At 52.5% G+C, this 21,600-nt stretch carries 18 protein-coding genes; 7 read left to right on the plus strand and 11 right to left on the minus strand.

Annotated elements, in window-relative coordinates; genetic code table 11:
* Positions 1 to 9: 9 nt before the first annotated feature.
* From pstA to ACJJI4_RS20435, 3 genes are all read right to left on the minus strand, one after another.
* Complete coding sequence (pstA, locus tag ACJJI4_RS20425) at positions 10 to 1,296, minus strand: phosphate ABC transporter permease PstA (protein WP_282930609.1); 1,287 nt, start codon at positions 1,294 to 1,296, stop codon at positions 10 to 12.
* The gene (gene pstC, locus ACJJI4_RS20430) at positions 1,289 to 2,668 is read right to left on the minus strand and encodes a phosphate ABC transporter permease subunit PstC (protein WP_444926288.1); all 1,380 of its coding nucleotides are present in this window, start codon (positions 2,666 to 2,668) and stop codon (positions 1,289 to 1,291) included. The genes pstA and pstC overlap by 8 nt, the downstream gene beginning before the upstream one ends.
* Positions 2,669 to 2,829: 161 nt before the next feature.
* Positions 2,830 to 3,882 (minus strand): PstS family phosphate ABC transporter substrate-binding protein, encoded by a 1,053-nt coding sequence (locus tag ACJJI4_RS20435; protein ID WP_282930607.1) that lies wholly within the window; start codon positions 3,880 to 3,882, stop codon positions 2,830 to 2,832.
* 183 nt (positions 3,883 to 4,065) lie between these two features.
* Between ACJJI4_RS20435 and ACJJI4_RS20440 the strand changes: the two genes are divergently transcribed.
* From ACJJI4_RS20440 to ACJJI4_RS20450, 3 genes are all read left to right on the plus strand, one after another.
* Positions 4,066 to 4,638, plus strand: a complete 573-nt coding sequence (locus ACJJI4_RS20440) for a TRAP transporter small permease subunit (protein ID WP_444926289.1) — start codon at positions 4,066 to 4,068, stop codon at positions 4,636 to 4,638.
* Positions 4,635 to 5,996, plus strand: coding sequence for a TRAP transporter large permease (locus ACJJI4_RS20445; protein ID WP_444926290.1), 1,362 nt, complete (start codon positions 4,635 to 4,637; stop codon positions 5,994 to 5,996). The genes ACJJI4_RS20440 and ACJJI4_RS20445 overlap by 4 nt, the downstream gene beginning before the upstream one ends.
* A 187-nt stretch (positions 5,997 to 6,183) precedes the next feature.
* Complete coding sequence (locus ACJJI4_RS20450) at positions 6,184 to 6,573, plus strand: acyl-CoA thioesterase (RefSeq protein WP_444928251.1); 390 nt, start codon at positions 6,184 to 6,186, stop codon at positions 6,571 to 6,573.
* Between the two features lie 103 nt (positions 6,574 to 6,676).
* On the opposite strand, the gene ACJJI4_RS20455 is transcribed toward ACJJI4_RS20450, so the two are convergent.
* From ACJJI4_RS20455 to uvrD, 4 genes are all read right to left on the minus strand, one after another.
* The gene (locus ACJJI4_RS20455; protein ID WP_444926291.1) at positions 6,677 to 7,591 is read right to left on the minus strand and encodes a hypothetical protein; all 915 of its coding nucleotides are present in this window, start codon (positions 7,589 to 7,591) and stop codon (positions 6,677 to 6,679) included.
* A 50-nt stretch (positions 7,592 to 7,641) separates the two neighbouring features.
* Entirely contained in the window at positions 7,642 to 8,403 is a 762-nt protein-coding gene (locus ACJJI4_RS20460; RefSeq protein ID WP_444926292.1) for a hypothetical protein, read from the minus strand.
* Between the two features lie 118 nt (positions 8,404 to 8,521).
* On the minus strand, positions 8,522 to 9,661 hold the full coding sequence (locus ACJJI4_RS20465) for a TRAP transporter substrate-binding protein (protein ID WP_444926293.1): 1,140 nt from the start codon (positions 9,659 to 9,661) through the stop codon (positions 8,522 to 8,524).
* 232 nt (positions 9,662 to 9,893) lie between these two features.
* Positions 9,894 to 12,098 (minus strand): DNA helicase II, encoded by a 2,205-nt coding sequence (uvrD, locus tag ACJJI4_RS20470; RefSeq protein WP_444926294.1) that lies wholly within the window; start codon positions 12,096 to 12,098, stop codon positions 9,894 to 9,896.
* Positions 12,099 to 12,242: 144 nt separating this feature from the next.
* On the opposite strand from uvrD, the gene hexR reads away from it, so the two are divergent.
* Positions 12,243 to 13,097, plus strand: a complete 855-nt coding sequence (gene hexR / locus ACJJI4_RS20475; protein WP_282930602.1) for a transcriptional regulator HexR — start codon at positions 12,243 to 12,245, stop codon at positions 13,095 to 13,097.
* A 117-nt stretch (positions 13,098 to 13,214) separates the two neighbouring features.
* The gene (locus tag ACJJI4_RS20480) at positions 13,215 to 14,474 is read left to right on the plus strand and encodes a multidrug effflux MFS transporter (protein ID WP_282930601.1); all 1,260 of its coding nucleotides are present in this window, start codon (positions 13,215 to 13,217) and stop codon (positions 14,472 to 14,474) included.
* Positions 14,475 to 14,484: 10 nt separating this feature from the next.
* Here ACJJI4_RS20480 and gstA read toward each other — a convergent pair whose 3' ends face one another.
* Complete coding sequence (gene gstA / locus ACJJI4_RS20485) at positions 14,485 to 15,090, minus strand: glutathione transferase GstA (protein WP_444926295.1); 606 nt, start codon at positions 15,088 to 15,090, stop codon at positions 14,485 to 14,487.
* A 114-nt stretch (positions 15,091 to 15,204) separates the two neighbouring features.
* Positions 15,205 to 15,600: a DoxX family protein gene (locus tag ACJJI4_RS20490; RefSeq protein ID WP_444926296.1), complete on the minus strand. Its 396-nt coding sequence runs from the start codon at positions 15,598 to 15,600 to the stop codon at positions 15,205 to 15,207.
* Between the two features lie 519 nt (positions 15,601 to 16,119).
* Between ACJJI4_RS20490 and ACJJI4_RS20495 the strand changes: the two genes are divergently transcribed.
* Positions 16,120 to 17,421: a cation:proton antiporter gene (locus ACJJI4_RS20495; RefSeq protein WP_282930598.1), complete on the plus strand. Its 1,302-nt coding sequence runs from the start codon at positions 16,120 to 16,122 to the stop codon at positions 17,419 to 17,421.
* A gap of 13 nt (positions 17,422 to 17,434) precedes the next feature.
* Positions 17,435 to 19,291 (plus strand): monovalent cation:proton antiporter-2 (CPA2) family protein, encoded by a 1,857-nt coding sequence (locus ACJJI4_RS20500; RefSeq protein ID WP_444926297.1) that lies wholly within the window; start codon positions 17,435 to 17,437, stop codon positions 19,289 to 19,291.
* Positions 19,292 to 19,305: 14 nt separating this feature from the next.
* On the opposite strand, the gene ACJJI4_RS20505 is transcribed toward ACJJI4_RS20500, so the two are convergent.
* Both ACJJI4_RS20505 and ACJJI4_RS20510 read right to left on the minus strand, forming a co-directional pair.
* Entirely contained in the window at positions 19,306 to 19,656 is a 351-nt protein-coding gene (locus tag ACJJI4_RS20505; RefSeq protein WP_444895636.1) for an AraC family ligand binding domain-containing protein, read from the minus strand.
* A gap of 44 nt (positions 19,657 to 19,700) precedes the next feature.
* A complete protein-coding gene (locus ACJJI4_RS20510; RefSeq protein ID WP_282930595.1) occupies positions 19,701 to 21,320 on the minus strand; it encodes a Na+/H+ antiporter in 1,620 nt (539 codons plus the stop codon).
* Positions 21,321 to 21,600: the final 280 nt, after the last annotated feature.

The raw sequence follows: 21,600 nt of genomic DNA on the forward strand, positions 1-21,600 counted from the left end.
CGCGCTCTGTTACCAGCGGCGCTCAAGTTTCTTGCGCAGCAATACCGCGCTGGTATTCATCACAATCAGCACACTCAGCAACACCATAATGGCTGCGGAGGTGCGCTCGACAAAGGCGCGCTCCGGGCTGTCTGCCCACAGGAAAATCTGCACAGGCAGCACGGTGGCCGGGTCGGTTACCCCAGCAGGTACGTCGACAATAAAAGCGACCATACCAATCATCAATAGGGGCGCCGTCTCACCGAGGGCCTGGGCCATACCGATAATCGCGCCAGTCAACATTCCCGGCATGGCCAGGGGCAGCACATGGTGGAAAACCACCTGCATACGCGAAGCCCCCATACCCATTGCCGCCTCGCGAATTGAGGGTGGCACCGCCTTCAAAGCCGCGCGGCTGGAAATAATAATCGTGGGCAAGGTCATCAGTGTCAGTACCAAGCCCCCTACCAGAGGTGCCGAACGCGGCAACTCAAAGAAATTAATAAATATCGCCAGGCCCAGAAGACCGAAAACAATAGAAGGCACTGCCGCGAGGTTATTGATATTCACCTCAATCAAATCGGTCCAACGGTTTTTGGGCGCATACTCTTCCAAGTAAATCGCCGCCGCCACACCGATAGGGAATGACAGTGCGAGAGTTACCAACAGGGTAAACAGGGAGCCCATCAAGGCTGCGCGGATGCCCGCCTGCTCTGGTTCACGGGAGTCGCCATTGGTAAAGAAGATGGTATTGAACCGCTTCTTCAGTTCACCGCTGTCCAACAGCTGCTCAATCCAACCGGCCTTCTGGTCCGAGGTACGACCACGGAAACCCTCTTTGGAATCCTTCAGGCTTTTGACGAAAGTATCCACATCGTCATCGACTGACAGCCAGACTTTCTCGGATTTACCCAACAGTTCCGGGTTCGCCGCCAAACGATCACGCAGGGTAAAAGGTGCTCCAGAGGAAACCAGGCTGTAGAGCTCGCGCTTGTCACTGCGGCCAGTCACAGTGGGAAAGCGTTCGCGCAGGGACTGACGAATAACACCGGTGAAGTTTGCCCAGGTCAGACTTTCATCATCGACCTTATCGATGCCCAGAACCTGTTCGTCGTAGTGCACCTCCAGTTGGATAGCTGTCTGCACAAAGGCACCACTGCCTTTGCTGATAATGTCAGTGAACAAAATCAGTACAGCGAGTACACCAAAGGCAATACTGCCGATACCCAACCCACGAAACAGCTTTTCTTTGCGGTGACGGCTGGCGAGGCTTTTTTCTATGCGCTCGCGAACCTGCGCCTGAGTAAGATCAGTCATACTGCTCCCGGTATTTTTTCACTACGTGCAAGGCAATAAAGTTCAGCACCAAAGTGGAGATAAACAACATCAGGCCCAAAGCAAAAGCGGCAAGGGTCTTGGGACTGTCAAATTCCTGGTCGCCAACCAACAGAGTCACAATCTGCACCGTCACAGTCGTGACCGATTCGAGCGGGTTTGCGGTGAGGTTCGCCGCGAGTCCGGCGGCCATCACCACAATCATGGTTTCACCAATTGCGCGGGAAACCGCCAACAATACACCGCCGACGATGCCGGGTAGTGCCGCAGGAATCACAACTTTGCGCACCGTCTCAGACTGGGTGGACCCCAAGCCCAGGGCACCATCGCGCAGAGACTGGGGCACCGCATTGATCACGTCATCGGACAGAGAGGAAACAAAGGGAATGATCATGATTCCCATCACCAGGCCAGCAGCCAGTGCGCTTTCACTGGAGGCCTGTAGGCCCATAGAGGTGGCCAACTCGCGAATAAATGGAGCAACGGTTAAGGCAGCAAAAAATCCGTATACCACGGTGGGTACACCGGCGAGAATTTCGAGTACCGGCTTGGCCAGGGAACGCACGCGCTTACTGGCGTACTCGGCCAGATAAATAGCCGCCATCAATCCCACAGGTACCGCCACAAACATGGCGATCGCGGACACCATCAGGGTTCCGGTAAACAGCGGGACAGCACCAAAAGCACCGCTCGATCCCACCTGGTCTGCGCGCAGGGCCATCTGTGGGCTCCAGTGCAATCCAAACAGGAATTCACTCACCGGCACGGACTGGAAGAAACGCAGGGATTCAAACAATACCGATAACAAAATACCGACAGTGGTTAGAATCGCGGCGCTGGCACAGGCAATCAGCACCGTGCGCAGCACTTTTTCAACTTTTTCGCGAGCGCGCAGCTTCGGAGAAAAGCGCAGCAGTGCAAAAGCGGCAAGGCCGCTGGCCAACACCAAACTCAGGAAGGCCTGTAAATTATTGGAGCTGGAACGCAATTGATTGAGGTAGTCCGCAGCACTCTGCAATTGTGGGGACTTTTCACCTATCAGGTGGCCCGCCGCGAGATTCTGGATCTGCGCGTAGAGAAGGTTCTGCCCGGAGATACTCTCCGGCTTATCGGCAATACTATTCATGACCATCGCACGGATGATCGAATCGTCAAACACCAACCAGCCACAGAGTAATATCAGTGCTGGTAAACCACACCAAAGGGCGGTGAGTAATCCGTAGTAACTGGGCAGGGCGGCCAGATTGCGAACGCCGCCAAGACTGCGAGCAGCGTTCACTGCACGGCGAAAGCCAGTGCCGTAGGCCACTAATATCAGGAGCAGCAAAAGTGCGAACAGTGTGGGGGTTTGCATTGAATTACCGTACTAAAAATATCGTCGCTGGCATTATCCAGACTTTATCCCCGCGTTCCATCACAGGGGGGCGACAATTTGTGAGTCTTCTTATAAAGAACGGCCAAGCCCTTTCGAGCTTGGCCGTCAATTCCCTTTGACAGTACAACTCCAGAATTTTTTTACTTGGCTGCGAGATTACTCAGTGCGTTCAGCTTGCGCACATCAGTAGCAATCTTTTGACGCTTCTCGGTGGGCAGAGGAATCATACCTTTGTCAGCCAGGTAGCCATCTTCACCCCAAGCACGCTCATTGGTGAATTCAGCCAGGAACTGCTTAACACCGGGAACCACGTCAGCGTGCTGCTTCTTGACGTAGATAAACAGCGGACGGGAAACCGGGTAGCTCTGGTCAGCGATGGAGTCGAAAGTAGGAGCCTGATCTTCGATTAGAGAGCCCTGTACCTTGTCAGCATTCTGGTCGAGGAAACTAAAGCCGAAGATACCCAGAGCGTTCGGGTTGGCAACCAGCTTGTTCACGATCAGGTTGTCGTTCTCACCGGCCTCAACATAAGCGCCGTCTTCGCGAACGTTGTGACAGATCGCTTTGTAAGCGCTCTTGTCTGTTTTCTTCATGGCTTTGATCCAGCCAAACTTCTTACAGCCACCTTCCATTGCCAGCTCGGCGAAAGCATCGCGGGTACCGGAAGTGGGGGGCGGGCCCAAAACTTCGATTTTGGTGTTGGGCAGGGCTGGATTTACGTCCTTCCAGGTCTTGTAGGGGTTGGCTACCAGAGTTTCAGAACCATCTGGGTTAGGTACTTCCTTAGCCAGGGCCAGGAAGATGTCCTTGCGGGTCAGCTTAAAGGGAGCTGCTTTCTTAGCATTCGCAAGAACGATGCCGTCGTAACCGATCTGTACTTCAACAACATCAACACCGTTGCTGTTACACATTTCCAATTCGGATTGCTTAATGCGACGGGAGGCACCGGTGATATCCGCAGTGCTTTCTCCAACACCCTGGCAGAACAACTTCATGCCACCACCAGTACCAGTGGACTCAACGACTGGAGTTTTAAACTGGGTTGCTCGGCTAAAACGCTCCGCCACAGTCGTAGTAAACGGGTAAACAGTAGAGGAACCTACAACACTAATGTAATCGCGCGCTGCCATAGCAACCTGTGAAGTTGCCAGGGTCAGGGCTGCCAGAGAAGTCGCCAGAATTTGCTTGTTCATTGTGTAACTCCGATGAGTGTTTTTATTTCACGCGGCGATGCTAGGAACAACGGGTGACGATTCTATGAACAAAAGATTACAAAAAGGTTACAGCTGTATTTTTACCCTGCTGGCATGAGAGCGGGCAAAGGGTTAACCTTCGAGCAACATAAATAACAATAAGATGTAAAGAGAGAAGCCCCCATGCGTTTTCTGCTGTGCAGCGCGCAGGCACTCGAGCGCCTGACCAGTCATACCGGGCAACTGCTGTCCTGGTTCACATGGGCCATGGTCCTGTTACAAAGCTGTGTTGTGGTGATGCGCCACGGCTTCAATACCGGTTCTATCGCCCTACAGGAATCTGTGATTTACCTGCACGGTGCCGCCTTTATGCTGGGGCTGGCCTATGCGTTGCAGACCGATGCCCATGTGCGGGTGGATGTCTTCTACCGCAGGATGAGCGCCAGGGCCAAAGCCTGGGTCAATGCAATTGGCTATCTGATATTTCTCTTACCGCTTTGCGTCTTTCTATTTATAAGCAGCTGGCACTTTGTACTGAATAGCTGGTCAGTTTTTGAAGACAGTGCGAACGCCGGCGGCCTGCCGGGGGTATTTTTACTGAAGAGCCTGATTCCTCTGTCTGCAGTCACCTTGGCTCTGGCGGGGCTGGCCCAGTTTATTCGCGCCCTGGTGCAATTGATGCTGCCCCAACAACAGTCCACTCCAATGTCGTCGTCAAAAGCTGTACTGAAGCAGGTAGAAGGGGCCGAAGTGTGATTGAGCTAATCCCCTTTCTGATGTTTGCAGCCGTCTGCGCTCTGCTTATGTTCGGCTACCCAGTAGCTTTTACCCTCGCGGGTACCGCCCTGCTATCAGCGGGCCTGGGTATTGTGTATGGCGTATTTGATGCTGAGTTGCTGCGCGCCTTCCCCGATCGCCTCTACGGCATTATGCAAAACGGCACCCTGGTTGCCGTTCCGCTATTTGTGCTGATGGGGGTAATACTGGAGCGAGCCAAGATTGCCGAGGATTTGTTGGTTAATCTGAGCAAAGCCTTTATGGGGGCTCCCTCGGGACTCGCCATTTCCGTAGTGGTAGTGGGCGCGCTGCTCGCCGCCAGTACTGGCATCGTCGGTGCAACTGTAGTCACCATGGGGCTGATGTCACTGCCCACCATGTTAAAAAATGGCTACTCCCCCAAACTGGCCACCGGCACTATCTGCGCCACTGGTACTCTCGGGCAAATCATTCCACCCTCTATTGCCCTGGTTCTACTGGGGGATACCCTCTCCAATGCCTATCAACAGGCACAACTGTCTGCAGGCATTTTCAATCCCAAGCCAGTCAGCGTAGGGGATCTGTTTGTAGGGGCAATTATTCCCGGCTTACTGCTGGTGGCCGCCTATATCATTTATCTATTATTTATTGCCCGTCGCCCCAAACCCACAGGGAGCAGCGAGCCTCCAGAAGTGGATAAGGCCCAACTGCTTCGCAGTCTTTTGCCCCCGATTGCCTTAATGCTGATTGTGCTCGGATCAATCATCGTTGGCGCTGCCACCCCCACAGAAGCGGCCGCCGTCGGCGCACTGGGGGCGGCGTTACTGGCGTCCAGTCGCGGAGCACTCAACTTCAAACGCGCAGGGGAAATCGGCCGCAGTACACTTCAGGTCTCGGCAATGGTTTTCGCCATATTGATTGGCGCTTCATTATTTTCTCTGGTATTTCGCGGTTACAACGGCGAAGAACTAGTGACAGGATTTTTCCACAGCCTGCCCGGAGGGGTAATCGGCGCGACCCTGTTGGTGATGCTGGTAATCTTCCTGCTGGGCTTTATCCTCGACTTTATCGAGATCACCTTTGTAGTGGTACCAATTGTGGGCCCGGTACTGCTGGCAATGGGCGTCGATCCGGTGTGGCTCGGCATTATGATTGCCATCAATTTGCAAACCTCTTTCCTAACGCCTCCTTTTGGGTTTGCCCTCTTTTACCTGCGCGGGGTGGCCCCCAGTTCTGTGGCCACATCGGCCATCTATCGCGGGGTAGCACCTTTTATTGCCATTCAACTTTTACTGCTCTGCCTGCTGGCGATATGGCCGGCCCTAGCCACTTGGTTGCCGGGGGTGGTTCAGCAATAGTGATCTGCGACATGTAGAGAGCCGTCCAGGGCTGAGAGGCAGCACCAACGGCCAAAAACGCATCTACGGTCGACTAAAGGCCGAAATTTATTCTGGTCAATTACTGGCCAAATTGTGCTAGAATGCGCCACCATTCCAGTAGTGGAAACCAATAACTCTAACAATCTGTGAGTACCCGATGTCCGCACTGTCAGCTCTCGATGAAGATCCGCAACCCACAGGCACGCTAACCCTGCAAACCCTGGCTATGCCCCGCGATACCAATCCGCAGGGGGATGTTTTTGCCGGTTGGCTGATGTCGCAGATGGACCTCGCTGGCGCCATTCTCGCGCAAACCATGGCACGCGGCCGTGTCACAACTGTTGCGGTGGGCAGCATGGTTTTCCTGCGCCCGGTTCCGGTTGGCTCAACAGTCAGCTGCTATGCAGAAGCCATTGAAGAAGGGCGCTCCTCGATTCGTACCATGGTTGAGGTTTGGCTGACGCGGGTGGATTCCGGTGAGCAGGTCAAGGTCACTGAAGGTGAGTTTGTATTTGTCGCTATCGACGACGTCGGCCGTACTAGGCCGTTGCCATAGTCCTTCGTTAATAGTGTGGCTTCTAGATAGTTCGATCAGTGGCATTTTGATCGAACCATCTAGTGCATTTTTTAATGTTCAAAGACTGACTAACAAACAGCCATCACATCAATGTTCCGCGGATAATTTTAATATTCCCACGCAAGTCTTTAATTACTACACAGCCACGATCGCTACCATCCAAGAGATTACCACGTAGCAATACCCAGCTATTGCCACTTGTAACTTTGTGAGTTTTCTGTTGTTCTTCCTGGATAGGCAAAGAGTTATTTAGAGAGTTAGTTAAATACTCAACCGTAAAATCGATCGCAATATCAAGCTCATTTAAAAAAGCTTCCAACCCCTCTCTTTGCCAGTAATCTAAAGTCTCAGACTTTGAGATACTTGTAGTTCCTTCTGACCAATACTCAATTGAATTCTTATAAATCAATTTATTATTCTTATCTTTCAATTCAGCATTCAGATTAAATTTTAGAACATCCAAAGAGTTGGTTAACTTAATAGAGGGGGATATCATCAGGCGAATATCTTTTTTATTTTGCCCTCCCCCTGTAACAACGCTTCTACCCTGTGAAAAATCCGATAATAAAAAACGGTTATAGATCCTATCCTGACTCAATCCTTCAACATTCAGGGCTGATAGCTCATCTAATAGTGATTGAGCTGGTAATTGCGCCTCTTTCTGAGCTCGGTTTTTGGCCATTTCACTAGCAACAAGAGTTCCTATTAAGGAGCCAGCGACACCAGCTGCCGCAGCTTGCCTAGGACTGGTCCCAGGGGGGGGAGGCGGAGCTGAATATTGCGCTGCTGCCATATTCGATGATATCGAGGTATAGCGCCATGGCTCTGGATGTATATCTACAGTTAGTGGGCCATTCTCTAGTGAGTCAACTTTTAAAGAGATACTTTTAAGCTGATTAACCTTGTCGGCGTCAATAGTGGCTATATGATAAGTTGCCGTTTTCGTACACCCTGAACTAAACAGAGCAAAAACTAATAAAACTATTATATTTTTCATAGAAAATGACGGCACTCACGTGCCGTCAATAGATTATTTATTACTTAATTTTACTCAGATACAGAAGGAACTGTATCTTCACTCGAGAGAGGGGTGTTACTTTCAGCTTCATGCTTAGCTAATGCAGTCATAATCTCCTGCTTAGCATTATTCATAACATTATAGTAAGTATTAGTTAATCCAGGATAGGTAGGCCCTTCATCCCACTCGCCTGCAGCATAAGCTGTCTGGACAACATCGGAATACCAAAGTAACTGATTCGACGATAAATCGATCATTTCACCTGTAATTTCGAAAACAACTCTCGGGGCATCTGTCGGAATAAAGCCATAATATGGTCGTGCCAAACCTACTCGTCTGGCTGAAAGTTTCAAAAGGTAATCAACTTTATGCTCTTCAGTAAAGCTGCGGTAGTCACTTCTTGCAAAATACACGGTATCCTTGGTATCAGGATCCTTAAATTTCGCCAGCTTTAAGTCTTTATCAAGTGTATCCAGTTGGATTAAACTAAAACCTTCCTCTGCCAAGCTCTGGCTCAAGTCCCCAGAAATTGCAACAAACTCTTTAGTATCCAGTGTTTCCAAGTGCTTTGAAATTGGAGCAGTCGCTGCTGAGATAATTGCGTAATCCAGCAAACCTATATTACCTTCAAAAGAAAGAGAAGGGACCGCTGGCACTTCAAGTACCAAGCCAACTGCTTTCTTTTCAGAGCTATAAAAAGACTGTTCTAATGGAACAGGAACTTGCTGAGAGACACAACCGGTTAATAGTATAAGTAGCGAAACAAATGCTACTTGCAATGATGACTTCATTTCTTCCCCAAAAAAATAGCCTGTAAATGCCGGCGCTATTATTCTCATTAACCGAAAAATTTAAAGTTATTTTAATCATTTGGGGTAAAAAGGTAATTTTTCACCTTAACTGAAATGTCTATCTAGTCTCTTCAGCCGTATCTCTCGTTTGGTAGTAAGCCTCTTCACTGATCTCGTGGTAGGGCTTCACATCCCGTTCAAATTCCTTAAAGGCTTTGTAAACACGGGCAAACTCCGGGTCCTGCTGCGCCGTCTCCTGCATAATTTCGTTGTTGATCTTCTTCAGGTGAGACAGAACATCCTCCGGCAAGCGCTCCACTTTTACCCCGTGCTCTTCTACCAGCTCCTTGAGGGCCCGGTTATTGCGTGCCGTGTATTCGTCCAGCATATCCTGGTTGGCTTCACGGGCGGCAACTCGCACTATTTCCTGCAAATCAGCAGGCAGTTTTTCGAACGCCTTTTTATTAACGATAAATTCCAGGATAGAGCCCGGCTCATGCCACCCGGGGTAGTAGTAATACTCAGCGACCTGGTGGAAACCAAAAGCAAGATCGTTGTAGGGTCCCACCCATTCGGTAGCATCGATCACTCCAGTCTGGAGGGCGGTGTAGAGCTCTCCACCGGGAATGGTCACCGCAGTGCCGCCTGCGCGGTTTAAAACCTCACCACCCAGGCCGGGAATACGCATCTTTAGGCCCTTTAAATCCTTCACTGACTCAATCGGTTTGTTAAACCAGCCCGCCATCTGTACACCGGTTGAGCCCCCCGCAAGTGGGATCAGGTTAAAGGGCTCATAGATCTCCTCCCAGAGTTCGAGACCACCGCCGTGGTGCAACCAACCATTCATCTCCTGGGCATTCAAGCCAAAAGGCACCGCAGTAAAAAACTGGGCAGCGGGCACCTTGCCTTTCCAGTAATAGGCAGCACCGTGTCCCATCTGCGCGGCGCCTTCCGATACAGCACCAAATACGCCCAGGGCAGGTACCAACTCACCGGCACCGTACACTTTGATCCTGAGACGCCCGGCTGACATCGCCTCGACTTTCTTGGCAAAACGCTCCGGCGCACTGCCGAGGCCAGGGAAATTCTTGGGCCAGGTAGTAACTAATTTCCACTCGAACAGCTCTTTATTGCCCTCTGTGGAAAAGTGTTGGGCAGGGCCCATTGCTGCACGGGAAGCTACCAGGGCGGCGAAGGTAATGGCGAGCAGGGCTAAGAGCCCGAGAATGATGGCCGGGTACCAATTGAGTTTTTTCATTGCTACTAATTTATCGTTATTTTTGTATTGTACAAATTATCGGCAGACGCTTTGGTCGCCAACTTAGGTCTTCAGGGGAAGTCCTCTGTGATCTGCCCCTGGTATTTTGGATGGATTCCCGCTATCGCTGGAATCCATTCACCACTATCTAACTTTCAATTCTGCATGCCTCGCAGTACCGATATGCTCCGGCACTCAGTATTTAATGCTTAGTCCCAGCTCAAGCCATCACTTAAAGCGGCTGCAACTTGGCCATTGAAAGTATCAGCCTCTTGTCGCCAACATCGTCAAAATTAACCAGCACCCGCATTCGAGGACCCGTTCCCTCAAACTCAATGACAGTTCCTTCACCAAACTTGGCATGGTCCACTCGCCCGCCCAGGACCAGCGGGGGCAAATCATCGAAGTCTGGCGCCGGGTCGGAAAACTGGCCTACCTTACCGTAGTCCGCCTGATAGAGAGGACGGGAAATTTCGGTCTTCAGGCGCACTTCTTGCACCAAATTAGGTGGAATTTCGCCGATAAAGCGGGAAGGGCTGTTATAGGTTTCGCTGCCAAACAGACGCCGGTTTTCCGCGTAGGTAATGTATAGCTTGCGCATGGCGCGGGTGATACCCACGTAGCAGAGGCGTCTCTCCTCCTCCATGCGGCCGGGCTCCTGCGCCGACATCTTGTGGGGGAACAGGTTTTCCTCCACACCCGCCATAAATACCAGGGGAAACTCCAAGCCTTTGGCGGAGTGCAGGGTCATCAGCTGGACGGCATCCTCAAACTCATCCGCCTGGCCTTCACCGGCATCGAGGGCAGCGCTGTCGAGGAACTGGTTAAGAAGCGGGATTTCCTCCTCATCTTCCTCTCCCTCGGGCAGGCCTGCACCGGTAAAGCCGCGACAGGCAGTGACCAGTTCCTGCAAGTTCTCCACCCGTGTTTGGCCTTTCTCGCCTTTCTCTTTGCCGTGAAACTCCAACAAACCGCTGTTTTCGATCACATCCTCAGCAATAGCATCCAACTCTTTATCTTCTGCATTTGCTGCCAGCTGGTTAATCAGGTCCAGGAAACTCTGCAGGGCATTGCCGGCGCGAGCAGCCAATACCCGTTGCTGCAACATCAGCTTGGCCGCCTGCCACAGGGAGCAGCCCTGCTCCCGGGCATAAGAGCGCACCATCTCCACAGTGCGCGCACCGATGCCACGGGTGGGTGTATTCACCACTCGTTCAAACGCAGTGTCATCATCGCGGTTGGTAATCAGGCGTAAATAAGACAGGGCATTCTTGATTTCCAGGCGCTCGTAGAAGCGCTGGCCGCCATAGATACGGTAGGGAACCTGCTCGCGCAAAAGCCCCTCTTCAAGTACCCGGGATTGGGCGTTTGAGCGGTAGAGGATGGCGATGCTGTCGCGGCGATTGCCATCGCGCACCCAGTCATTGATGCGCTCGACAATAAAGCGCGACTCATCCTGTTCGTTGTAGGCCGCGTAGACTGCGATGGGCTCACCCTCTTCACCCTTGGTCCACAACTCTTTGCCCAAGCGACCGCTGTTATTAGCGATCACCGCATTAGCCGCGTTCAGAATGGTGGAGGTGGATCTGTAGTTCTGCTCCAGTCGCACCGTCTGCACTTCTCGTAAATCTGTGGAAAAGTGCTGGATATTCTCGATCTTGGCACCGCGCCAACCGTAGATAGACTGGTCATCGTCACCCACGGCGGTGATATGGCACTGCTCACCGGCAAGTAGGCGCAGCCAGGCATATTGAATCGTGTTGGTATCCTGGAACTCATCCACCAGGATATGGGGGAAGCGCCGGCGGTAGTGGGCCAGAATAGCGTCGTTATTGAGCCAGAGCTCGTGGGCGCGCAGCAGCAGCTCGCCGAAATCCACCAATCCACCGCGCTGACAGGCCTCTTCATAGGCGAAGTAGATTCGCACCATGGTCTGCAACCAGGGATCGGCGCCGGCATTGATATATTGCGGGCGCAGGCCTTCATCTTTCTGCGCGCCAATCCACCACTGGGTTTCACGCGGTGACCACTTTTTATCATCCAGCCCCAGATCTGCCTGTACCCGCTTGATCAGGCGAAGCTGGTCATCGGAATCCAGAATCTGGAAGTTCTGCGGCAACTTGGCTTCTTGCCAGTGAGCCTTGAGCAGGCGGTGAGCCAGGCCGTGGAAGGTGCCCACCCACATGCCAAAAGTGTTCACCCCCAGCAGCTCTTCGATACGGGCGCGCATCTCGCGGGCCGCCTTGTTGGTAAAGGTTACCGCCATAATGGAGTAGGGCGAGGCGCCCTCCACCTGCATCAGCCAGGCGATGCGGTGTACCAGCACCCGGGTCTTGCCCGAGCCGGCACCGGCCAGAACCAATTGATTGCCGGGCGCGGCAGCTACTGCTTCGCGCTGGGCCTCGTTGAGGGGGTCTAAAATCTGAGATACGTCCATGGGCGAAGATTGTACCAGAGCTGATGCACAAGACCTGTGTAAATAAACAGGATTTTGTCCCGCCTGACAATGTAATGTGATGTCGCTCGCCAGCGGAGGGCACAGCGGCTAAACTGCGCCATCTGGCATAGAGAAGGAAGTCCTGTGAAACCGGCGGAAGTAACGCAACGAATCAGTGAACAACTGTCATCCATGCGCAAATCAGAGCGCAAGGTGGCGGAGTATATTCTCGCCAACCCCGATGAAATCATTCATATGCGCATCGTCGACCTGGCCACTGAAGCCCAGGTTAGTGAACCGACCGTGGTGCGCTTTTGCCGCGCCGTGGGCTGCTCCGGATTCCAGGAGTTCAAGCTGAACCTGGCGCAGCAGCTGGCATCCAGCCCCAGCTTCGGCCAGATTGCGGTTACGGAAACGGATACCATTGCCGAGTACAAGCGCAAGGTTTTCGACTCCACGGTGGATACCCTGCTGAAAGTCCGCGATAGAATTGACGACCGTGCCCTCGAGGCCGCTGTCACTGCGATGGCCGCTTCCAAGCGGGTGGAATTCTTCGGTTTTGGCGCCTCCGGTGCCGTCGCCGCCGATGCCCAGCACAAGTTCTTCCGCCTACAGTTGGCCACCGCTGCTCACTCAGACCACCACATCCAGAATATGTCGGCCATGTCCATGCAAGCGGGGGATGTAGTAGTAGCTATCTCCCAGAGCGGTCGCACCAAGGCGTTACTTCGCTCCATGAGCATGGCAAAAGAGCAGGGCGCTCTGGTGGTTGGTTTGGCACCCAGCGGCTCCCCGGTAGCACAACAAGCCAGCATCCCGCTGGAAGTGGATGTGGAAGAGGATATTGAGATCTATACGCCGCTGTCCTCGCGCATCGCCCACCTGGTGGTAATCGATGTCCTCGCTATCGGCGTAGCCCAGCGCAAAGGTCCTCAGCTACAGGAGCACCTGTTGAAACTGAAACAGGGACTGTACACATTGCGGGAAGACAAGCACTAAACTCCCTGATATCCAAAGCGGGCAAGGGACAATGTGCCCGCCCGTTTCTACCAAAGCCATTTCCCGCCAATTGGGCTTTGCCGGGAAGATCCTTCCAGGCTGTACCTGAGCAACATAATGACATCCATCGCTTCTAACCCGGACGAGAAAGCCCCGCGCTGGCTAGTGGTGTGGCTGGCCGCACTCGTTTCCCTGACACCTTTTTCCATCGACAGCTACCTGCCGGCCATTCCGGCGATGGCGGCGGCCCTGGATACAGAAGTCGAGCGGATGCAGTACTCAGTGTCCAGTTTTCTGCTGGGCTTTGCCCTCGGACAACTATTTGGCGGACCATTATCAGATCGCTGGGGACGGCGCCTTGTAGGAACCATCGGCCTCAGTATCTATATAGCCAGCTCCCTGTTGGTCCTGTTTACCGACCATGTAGACCAACTGATTATCCTGCGCTTCTGCCAGGCAGTTGGCGGCGGCTTTGCCACAGTAATATGTGCTGCAATTGTGCGCGACTTACACAGTGGCCGTGAGGCGGCAAAAATTATTTCCCTGATTAGCACCATCATGCTGATTGCACCGCTAATCGCCCCGGTGATCGGCTCTGCACTACTAGCCGTTGGCGGCTGGCAAAGTATTTTCGTCTTTTTGTTACTGTACGCTCTGGCAATGCTCGTACTAGTACAGTTGCTGCTACCGGAGACCGTCTCCCGCTTTACCCGCGCACGCCGCCAGATGATGCCGCTGAAGTCTCTCGTGGGCAGCTACGGTCAGGTTTTGCGCAATCCCCGCGCTATTGGGTTCCTGATTGCACAGGCCTGTGTCAGCGGTTCGATGTTTATCTACATCACCACCGCGCCCTTTGTGTTTATGGATTACTTCGGTGTTAGTGCAAATCAATTTCCACTGTTTTTCGGTATCTGCGTGCTCGGGCTAATTTGCATGGTTCAGGTGAATATCCGCCTGCTGAACTTTTTTGAGCCGCGCAATATCCTGCTGGCGGGTATTGTGTTGCAACTGTTGGGCTGCGGCCTGCTGCTGCTGGGAACTATGACAGGTGTCAAAGAACTGACCCTGTGGATGATTCCTCTGGTGCTGGTGATGAGTTGTATCGGTATTACCGGTCCCAATGCCGCCGCCTGTTATTTGGAGTTCTTCCCCAAAATCAGCGGCAGTGCCAACGCGCTATACGGCGCCGCTCTGTTTATTACCGGAGGGATACTGGGTGGGCTGGCGAGCAGCTTGCACACCGGAACCCTGACACCTATTGCAGGATCTATGGCGGGCTGTGCTTTTGTGGCACTACTCTCTGCACTATTTGTCGCGAAGGTTCGCCAACCGATCGAATCCGATATCCCCGCTACCCGGCGCTTTACCCCGCGTTAATGGTAGCTCTTTACACCGGCTCTAAACTTTCCTCCTGAAGCGCCCGCTGCACTGCGGGCCTTTCTTCCATTCTCTTTTGGAATGCTTGAAGCCGGGGCCACCGGGGCATATCAAACTGCTGATGTTTCAGCCAGCGAGAGAGAACATACAGGTAGGCATCGGCAACCGTGAAACCGTCTCCCATTAAGTAGTCTTTATCAAGCTGTCCTTCGATATAGTCAAACCAGCGGATAAGCCTAACCCGGGAATCCTCCTGTTCTTCTTCTGTACCATGCCAAAACAGTGGTTTGAATAGCTTGTGGACTTCAGCACTGAGGAAGTTGAGCCATTCGAGAAGCCGGTAATGGGCCAGGGTGCCCACTGGTGGCGCCAGTTGCGCGTCGGGCTTTTGCTCCGCCAAAAACTGGACGATTGCCGGACCTTCTGTCAGTACTTCTCCGCCTTCCAGTTGCAGTGCCGGCACGTACCCTTTAGTACTAATCCTTGTAAAGTCGTCGCCGTTTTCCAGCTCGTGGGTTTTTAGATTGACCTTTTGCAGGCCCAGATTGATCCCTGCTTCACAAGCGACAATATGAGGCGATAGAGAGCAAACACCCGGTGCATAAAAAAGCTTCATGGTAATCCTGTAGAGTCATTACCTATATCCAGGCAGTATAGGCCCGGTTAATTTCTCCCCACTGAAGCTCGACTGAAACTGGCTTCAATTCCTCTCTACAACTGTTGCTGAAATCTACTTACCGCGTATCCAATGGTCCAGGCTAAAGCGACCGGCACCGGCACAGGTCAGAATCAGGAAACCACCGGCAATCGTGATATTTTTCATAAAGCTGGTCATTTCTGTTGCATCACCAGGGGACAGGTGTACCAGGAAGGCAGAGGCGAGACAGAACAGGAAAAGGACAAAAGCGGAAATCCGGGTGAATATCCCCAGTAACACCGCAAGTCCTCCCAGCAACTCTATAACGATTACCAGGGGCAAGATAAAGCCGGGGATCCCCATGGAAACCATAAAGGCCTCTGTCATTTCGTAGCCGCCAATTTTATTCCAGCCGGCAAATATAAAGATCAGCGACATCAGTACCCGACCGATCAGCTTTGAGGTGTCGCACAACATCGAATGCTTCACTACTACTTCCTCAATTGCGCATTTATGGGTATGGACTATCAACCAGTGTAGACACTGTCGTGAAAATTCATGAGATAGTCGGTAGCTGCCTTTACTCAGGAGGGATAAAAACCACTAGATTGGCGTGACAATCATCCTTTTTATTTTCAATAGTCGGTAGGAATCTACTAATTGGCAGTTAGAAAGTAATGAAGTAATGTTTAAAAAGCTAAGGCATTAATGAATTTTAGTGGGTAGGGGAAGTCGATCCGTTTGAGCGCAAAACTGAAAAATGCAGTTGTCTGGCGCCCTAGAGCCGCTACAATTGCGCGCCCATATAAAAGGGAGTTGGCCGCTTGTGCCCGCGCGGCCCGCCCCGGTGTAATCCTGTTGCCCTAGATCCACTCCAAGGGAAATCGAGCAGCCTCTGCACGACTACAATAACGGCACACTCACCATCATATAAATTGCCGCCGGGGCGCTCCCCAAAATGGCATTAAACCATCCGAGAATATTTCAGCGCTGGAGTCCACACACGGCATGGAAGTTTATTACACCTTTTGTTTTCTTGCCGCCGTATCAGTTTTTCTGGGCTTCTTGAACCAATACGTATTGCGCGCCCAAACCACGATCGCTATTACCGCCGGTGCCCTGGCCCTATCACTATTGGTCACCGCCCTCGGCAAGTTGGGGGTGGTAGAGTTGCGCACCTGGGCAGATCAGCTTCTGCCGCTGCTCAACCTTGAGGATATTCTGCTCAAGGGAATGCTCGGGTTTCTGCTTTTTGCCGGCAGTTTGCATATCGATCTGTTGGAGCTGCGCAACCAGAAACTGGAGATCGGTCTTCTCGCCATTGTCGGTACCCTCATTTCCACCTTTGTGGTCGGGGCCCTTCTTTACTGGTTCCTGATGCTGATCAATATGCCGGTGGCTTTTGTTTACTGCCTGTTATTTGGTGCATTGATCTCTCCCACCGACCCTATCGCCGTACTGGCAATAATGAAAAACCTGAAAGCCCCGGAGCAGGTTTCCATTCAGGTGGAAGGTGAGTCCCTGTTCAACGATGGCTTCGGTATCGTGATCTTCGCGGTGATTTACGCACTCGCTTTCGAAGGCGGCCAACCTACGGTACCGGCAGTGGCTGAGCTATTCGCCATCGAGGCACTGGGGGGCATATTGCTGGGACTGATCATTGGTGGCGTTTTCCACTGGGCTATTTGTTGTACCAATGATCACAGCCTGGAATTGATGCTGACCATGGTTATTCCCACTGCCGGTTTTTCCCTGGCCAATGTACTCGGGGTCTCCGGCGCCCTGGCAATGGTGGTGAGTGGCATTATTATTGGCAACTTTACCCGAGAGCGCGGCTTTTCCCGGGTGAGCCAACACGAGCTGGATAATTTCTGGAGCATCACCGAGGACTTCCTCAACGGTTTGCTCTTCCTGCTGGTGGGCCTGTTCCTGATTACAATCGACCTGCGCCCTTCCGACTACCTGCTGATGGCAGTGGGCATTGTCATTGTTCTTACCGCCCGGGTTTTCGCTGTCGGCATACCCTTCCTGTATTTAAAAAGTCGCCGCAAGTACCACCCCTATACCAACCGGATTTTGATCTGGGGAGGGCTGAAAGGTGGTCTGGCATTGGCGCTGGCGATGTCTATTCCCGCCGGCAGTGCCTTCGTCCAGGGACAGGACCTTCGCTACCTGTGGGTGGTCATGACCTATGGCGTGGTGCTCTTTTCTATCGTCGTACAGGGCTCTACCATAGCGCCATTGATTCGTCGCAGCCGGGAGTTTTCTGAGCCCGAACGCGACGAGCCCCAGCAACCGACAGCCAAATAGCGATAACGATTAAATGGAACACTCCGGCTTCCTTATTGAGGCAGTAATTTTCATGGCTGCCGCAGTGATTGCGGTACCCATTGCCACACGCCTGGGCCTGGGCTCAGTCCTCGGTTACTTACTCGCCGGTGTGGCCATTGGCCCAAGTGCCCTAGGCCTGGTCGGCGATGCCAGCGATGAAATGCACGTTGCCGAGTTTGGTGTTGCACTCATGCTGTTCCTGATCGGCCTGGAGCTGCAGCCGAAGAAATTGTGGAAAATGCGCGGTGCTATCCTCGGCACCGGCAGTGCCCAACTACTGTTTTCCGCTGCGGCCATCGCTGGATTGGTTCTCGCCTTTTCTGAGATGGATTGGCGCTCATCGGTAGCTATTGGGCTGATCCTGGCACTATCCTCAACTGCGATTGTATTGCAATCCCTCAGTGAAAAGGGCCTGCTGAAAAGCCAGGGCGGGCGCGCTGCATTTGCGGTACTTTTGTTCCAGGATATCGCTGTTATTCCCATCCTCGCGCTATTGCCACTGCTGGCAGGTACCGCTGCCAGCCCCCATGAAAGTGGCTTGAGTGGTTGGTATTACGCATCGGCAGTTATCGGCACCATGCTGGCTTTTATTTTCGCCGGACGTTACCTCCTCGGTCCCTTACTGCGTCTAATGGCAGGCAGCCAAGTGCGCGAACTGTTTACCGTGAGCGCGCTACTTATCGTATTTGCCGCAGCTGCGGTAATGACCTGGCTGGACCTATCGCCGGCACTGGGTACTTTCCTCGCCGGGGTACTGCTGGCCGAGAGTGAGTTCCGCCATGAGCTGGAAGCGGATATACAGCCTTTTAAGGGCCTGCTGTTGGGTCTCTTCTTTATCGCCGTGGGTGCCAGCCTGAATTTCTCCCTGATCGCGGACAACCCGCTGGTGCTTATCGGATTAGCATTGGCGTTGGTGCTGGTTAAATTTACCGTGCTGTTTGTCCTGGCGCGCACCTTGCGAATGTCAAAGGGCGAGGATTGGTTGTTCGCTCTGTCATTGGCGCAAGCCGGTGAATTCGGTTTTGTATTGGTAGCGTTCTCTACCCAGCTTCAGGTCCTGAGTGCGGACATCGGCAACCTGTTAGTAGCTCAAATTGCTCTGACCATGGCCCTGACACCAGTGCTGCTGCTGATCTACGAACAGTTTATCCAGCCGCGGTTTGTCACCGGCCCAGAGGTTCCCGCCAACATAGATACATCACCGCCTGTGGATTCCGGCTCACCGGTAATCATTATTGGTTACGGGCGCTTCGGGCAGATCGCCGGGCGACTTCTAAATGCCTGCGGTTTCAATACCACTTTACTCGAACGCAATGCAGAACAACTGGACCTGGTGCGCCGCTATGGTATCAAGGCTTACTACGGAGATGCCTCGCGAGAGGATCTACTGCGCGCCGCCGGAGCCCAAAATGCAAAGCTGGTTATCCTGACCTTGAGCGACCAGGCCGCCTGTTTGGAAATTGTGGCCCAGCTGCAAAAACACTTCCCCAATGTGACCATCCTCGCCCGGGCCCGCAACCGTATGCACCAATATGCTTTGATGGAAGCCGGGGTCCGCTATATCTTCCGCGAGACCGTGGACTCGGCCCTGACCATCGGCGAAAAGGCGCTGGAACTATTGGGGCTCAGTCCCATACAGGCGCGCCGCGCCGCCTTGAAGTTCAAGCAGCACGACCAGCGTATGCTGGAGGCACTTTTCCCCTACTGGCGCGATGAGTCCCAGCATATTGCACAAAGCCGAATCTATCGCGAGCAGCTTTTGCAGGCGTTACAACAAGACCGCCGCGACAAGGACCTGCATCTGGATCACTACTGGGAAGAAGCCAGGCCCGAGATGGAAAAACAGTAAGCCGCTTATTGGCCCTAGGGGTTGTCATTAAGCACGACAATGGCAGCCCTGCCAGGACTCAGACTCTCGCTGATATGCCCCTTTCCGTGTAAATCATTGGCTAATAAGATATCTCCGGGAGCAAAGATATATTGTTCACCGGAGCTGGTCGTGAGCTTCACTCTGCCTTCAAGATAAAGAATAAACTGCGCCTGCGGGGCACAGTGCCAATCAAAACGCTGCCCCTCGCTAAACTCCCGGAACTGCACCTGCTTGGCGGGATAGGGGATTGAGTAATTACCCAGGGGCTCGCGCTGGGGACTGTCTATTTTTCTTTTCTGAAAAAGGGAAACCCCATTAACTGAACACAGCTCTACAAACTCCATATCAAGTTTTCACCAATTTAAGCGTGTCTATTACAAAAGAAAATTTATTCTTTGTTAATTAAGCTCGCCTCTACCAGATCGACCTCCAAAACCAATTTTCGGTGGAGTTCATCATCAATCTTCCTGGAGACACGCAATTCCAACAGCTGTTCGCGCTCAGCAGAAAGTGCGGCAAGGTGGTAATGACGCTCAACCCTGGAACGCATCCAGATAATATCCTCGCTTTCATCTTCTCCTAGGGTTATGCGCCGCCGATAAATAGCCAAAAGGTGATCCACCGCCTCAAAAGCAAGATCGCGATCTTTTTCGCCTCGATCAATATCATGACGCATATTCATTAGCTGATTCACTGCCGCTGTGGCAGCAGATATTCGCGCACCTTTTTCATCACCGATAGCGGCAAAATTGGGGGCTTCGGGTAAACGGCGCAGTAGAACAGGCAATAAAAAACTTGCCAGCAATAAGGAAAGCAAGATAACGCCCATTGCAATAATCAGGGCTAAATCACGGCCGGGCAACGGCTTTCCATCTGTCATAGCGAGGGGAAGGGAAAAGGCTCCCGCCAATGTAATCGCCCCTCTTACCCCGGCGATGGTCAACACGCTAACCAATAAAAAATGGGTACCAAAAGATTCTACTTTCTGCCCAAAACGTGAGAGATATAGGGAGACCCATACCCACACAAATCTCAGGAGAAGTAGTACAACAAATATTGCCAGGACATAAAAAATAATTGTTAAGTCACCAGTGTGGCGCGCGCCGGAGAAATCCGCTCCGGTAATTCGAACCAATTGCTCTCCCAACAAAACAAAAATAATACCGTCAAGAACGGCTTGTACTGTTTTCCATACTGCACGGCGGTCCATCCGTGTAGTCGACATTTCCGCGCCGTGTAAGGTGGTATAGTGAGTCGCAATTCCAGCACTGGCAGCTGCCAAAATACCCGATACCTGTAAAGTATGGGCAGCGATATATGCCGCAAAGGGCACTAATAAGCTCACTAGAACTTGTACAGTAGTGTCCTCACCGCCAATTCTGACCAGCAGACGCAAAATATATCCACAGGCAAATGCCGCTCCAGCACCAATAACCACACCGCCGATAGCGACCCAGAAAAAACCAGCCAGTGCGTGGGGAAATGAAAAGGTCCCGGTGAGGGCAGCAATCACTGCAAAACGGAAAATATCCAATCCCGAGGCATCATTAAACAGGGACTCTCCGGCGAGGATATGCTCCAGCCGTGGTGGCATAGAAGTTCCACCGTGTACCACCGATACCGCCACGGGATCGGTCGGTGCCAAAATTGCCGCTACTGCAAAAGCCACCGCCATTGGCATGACCGGCACCAGCCAGGAAATAAAATATCCCATACCCACAACGGTAAAAAGCACCAATCCAATAGCCAAGGTAACAATGGCACCGATATCACGAAACAGGGCGCCTTTCGGAATTCGCCAACCGGCAATAAACAATAAGGGCGGAACAAACAGCAGGAAAAAAATTTCTGGCTCGAGGGGTATTTCTATTCCCAAAAAGCTACCCAGTATTGCTCCCGCAGCAATTTGCAATAGAGGCAGTGGAATAGGTAAAGGCAACAGGCGCGCAATAACCAGGGTAATGGCCACAACTAACAACAGCACCAGCGCAATAACCAGATAGTGCATTACTCGCTACAGTTCCCTGTGACGCCTTATTGAAATAGATCTCTATCGAGTAACTAGGGAGCCTCTGAATAACTCCGTAATGCCTCTGCGGGTCTTGAAGGCTGCAGATGTTAGGCGCAGCTCGCCGCGAATGGCCGTAGCCCTTTGCAAGAGCTGCAACGCAGCAGATGTGGCCTTCAAGGCCCGCCCTTCGGGGCTTGCAGAGCGATTCACACTCCGCGTTGCGACTTCTTGAAAGGTCTAGACATTCCTGCGAAGCCGCGCCTTGATTGTGAACCGC

This window comes from Microbulbifer maximicatervae (SeqCode), from assembly GCF_052467305.1.

Coding starts and splice junctions, on each gene's coding strand:
- pstA (WP_282930609.1), bottom strand. CDS start 1,296: ATGACTGATCTTACTCAGGCGCAGGTTCGCGAGCGCATAGAAAAAAGC.
- pstC (WP_444926288.1), bottom strand. CDS start 2,668: ATGCAAACCCCCACACTGTTCGCACTTTTGCTGCTCCTGATATTAGTG.
- ACJJI4_RS20435 (WP_282930607.1), bottom strand. CDS start 3,882: ATGAACAAGCAAATTCTGGCGACTTCTCTGGCAGCCCTGACCCTGGCA.
- ACJJI4_RS20440 (WP_444926289.1), top strand. CDS start 4,066: ATGCGTTTTCTGCTGTGCAGCGCGCAGGCACTCGAGCGCCTGACCAGT.
- ACJJI4_RS20455 (WP_444926291.1), bottom strand. CDS start 7,591: ATGAAAAATATAATAGTTTTATTAGTTTTTGCTCTGTTTAGTTCAGGG.
- ACJJI4_RS20460 (WP_444926292.1), bottom strand. CDS start 8,403: ATGAAGTCATCATTGCAAGTAGCATTTGTTTCGCTACTTATACTATTA.
- ACJJI4_RS20465 (WP_444926293.1), bottom strand. CDS start 9,661: ATGAAAAAACTCAATTGGTACCCGGCCATCATTCTCGGGCTCTTAGCC.
- uvrD (WP_444926294.1), bottom strand. CDS start 12,098: ATGGACGTATCTCAGATTTTAGACCCCCTCAACGAGGCCCAGCGCGAA.
- ACJJI4_RS20480 (WP_282930601.1), top strand. CDS start 13,215: ATGACATCCATCGCTTCTAACCCGGACGAGAAAGCCCCGCGCTGGCTA.
- gstA (WP_444926295.1), bottom strand. CDS start 15,090: ATGAAGCTTTTTTATGCACCGGGTGTTTGCTCTCTATCGCCTCATATT.
- ACJJI4_RS20495 (WP_282930598.1), top strand. CDS start 16,120: ATGGAAGTTTATTACACCTTTTGTTTTCTTGCCGCCGTATCAGTTTTT.
- ACJJI4_RS20500 (WP_444926297.1), top strand. CDS start 17,435: ATGGAACACTCCGGCTTCCTTATTGAGGCAGTAATTTTCATGGCTGCC.
- ACJJI4_RS20505 (WP_444895636.1), bottom strand. CDS start 19,656: ATGGAGTTTGTAGAGCTGTGTTCAGTTAATGGGGTTTCCCTTTTTCAG.
- ACJJI4_RS20510 (WP_282930595.1), bottom strand. CDS start 21,320: ATGCACTATCTGGTTATTGCGCTGGTGCTGTTGTTAGTTGTGGCCATT.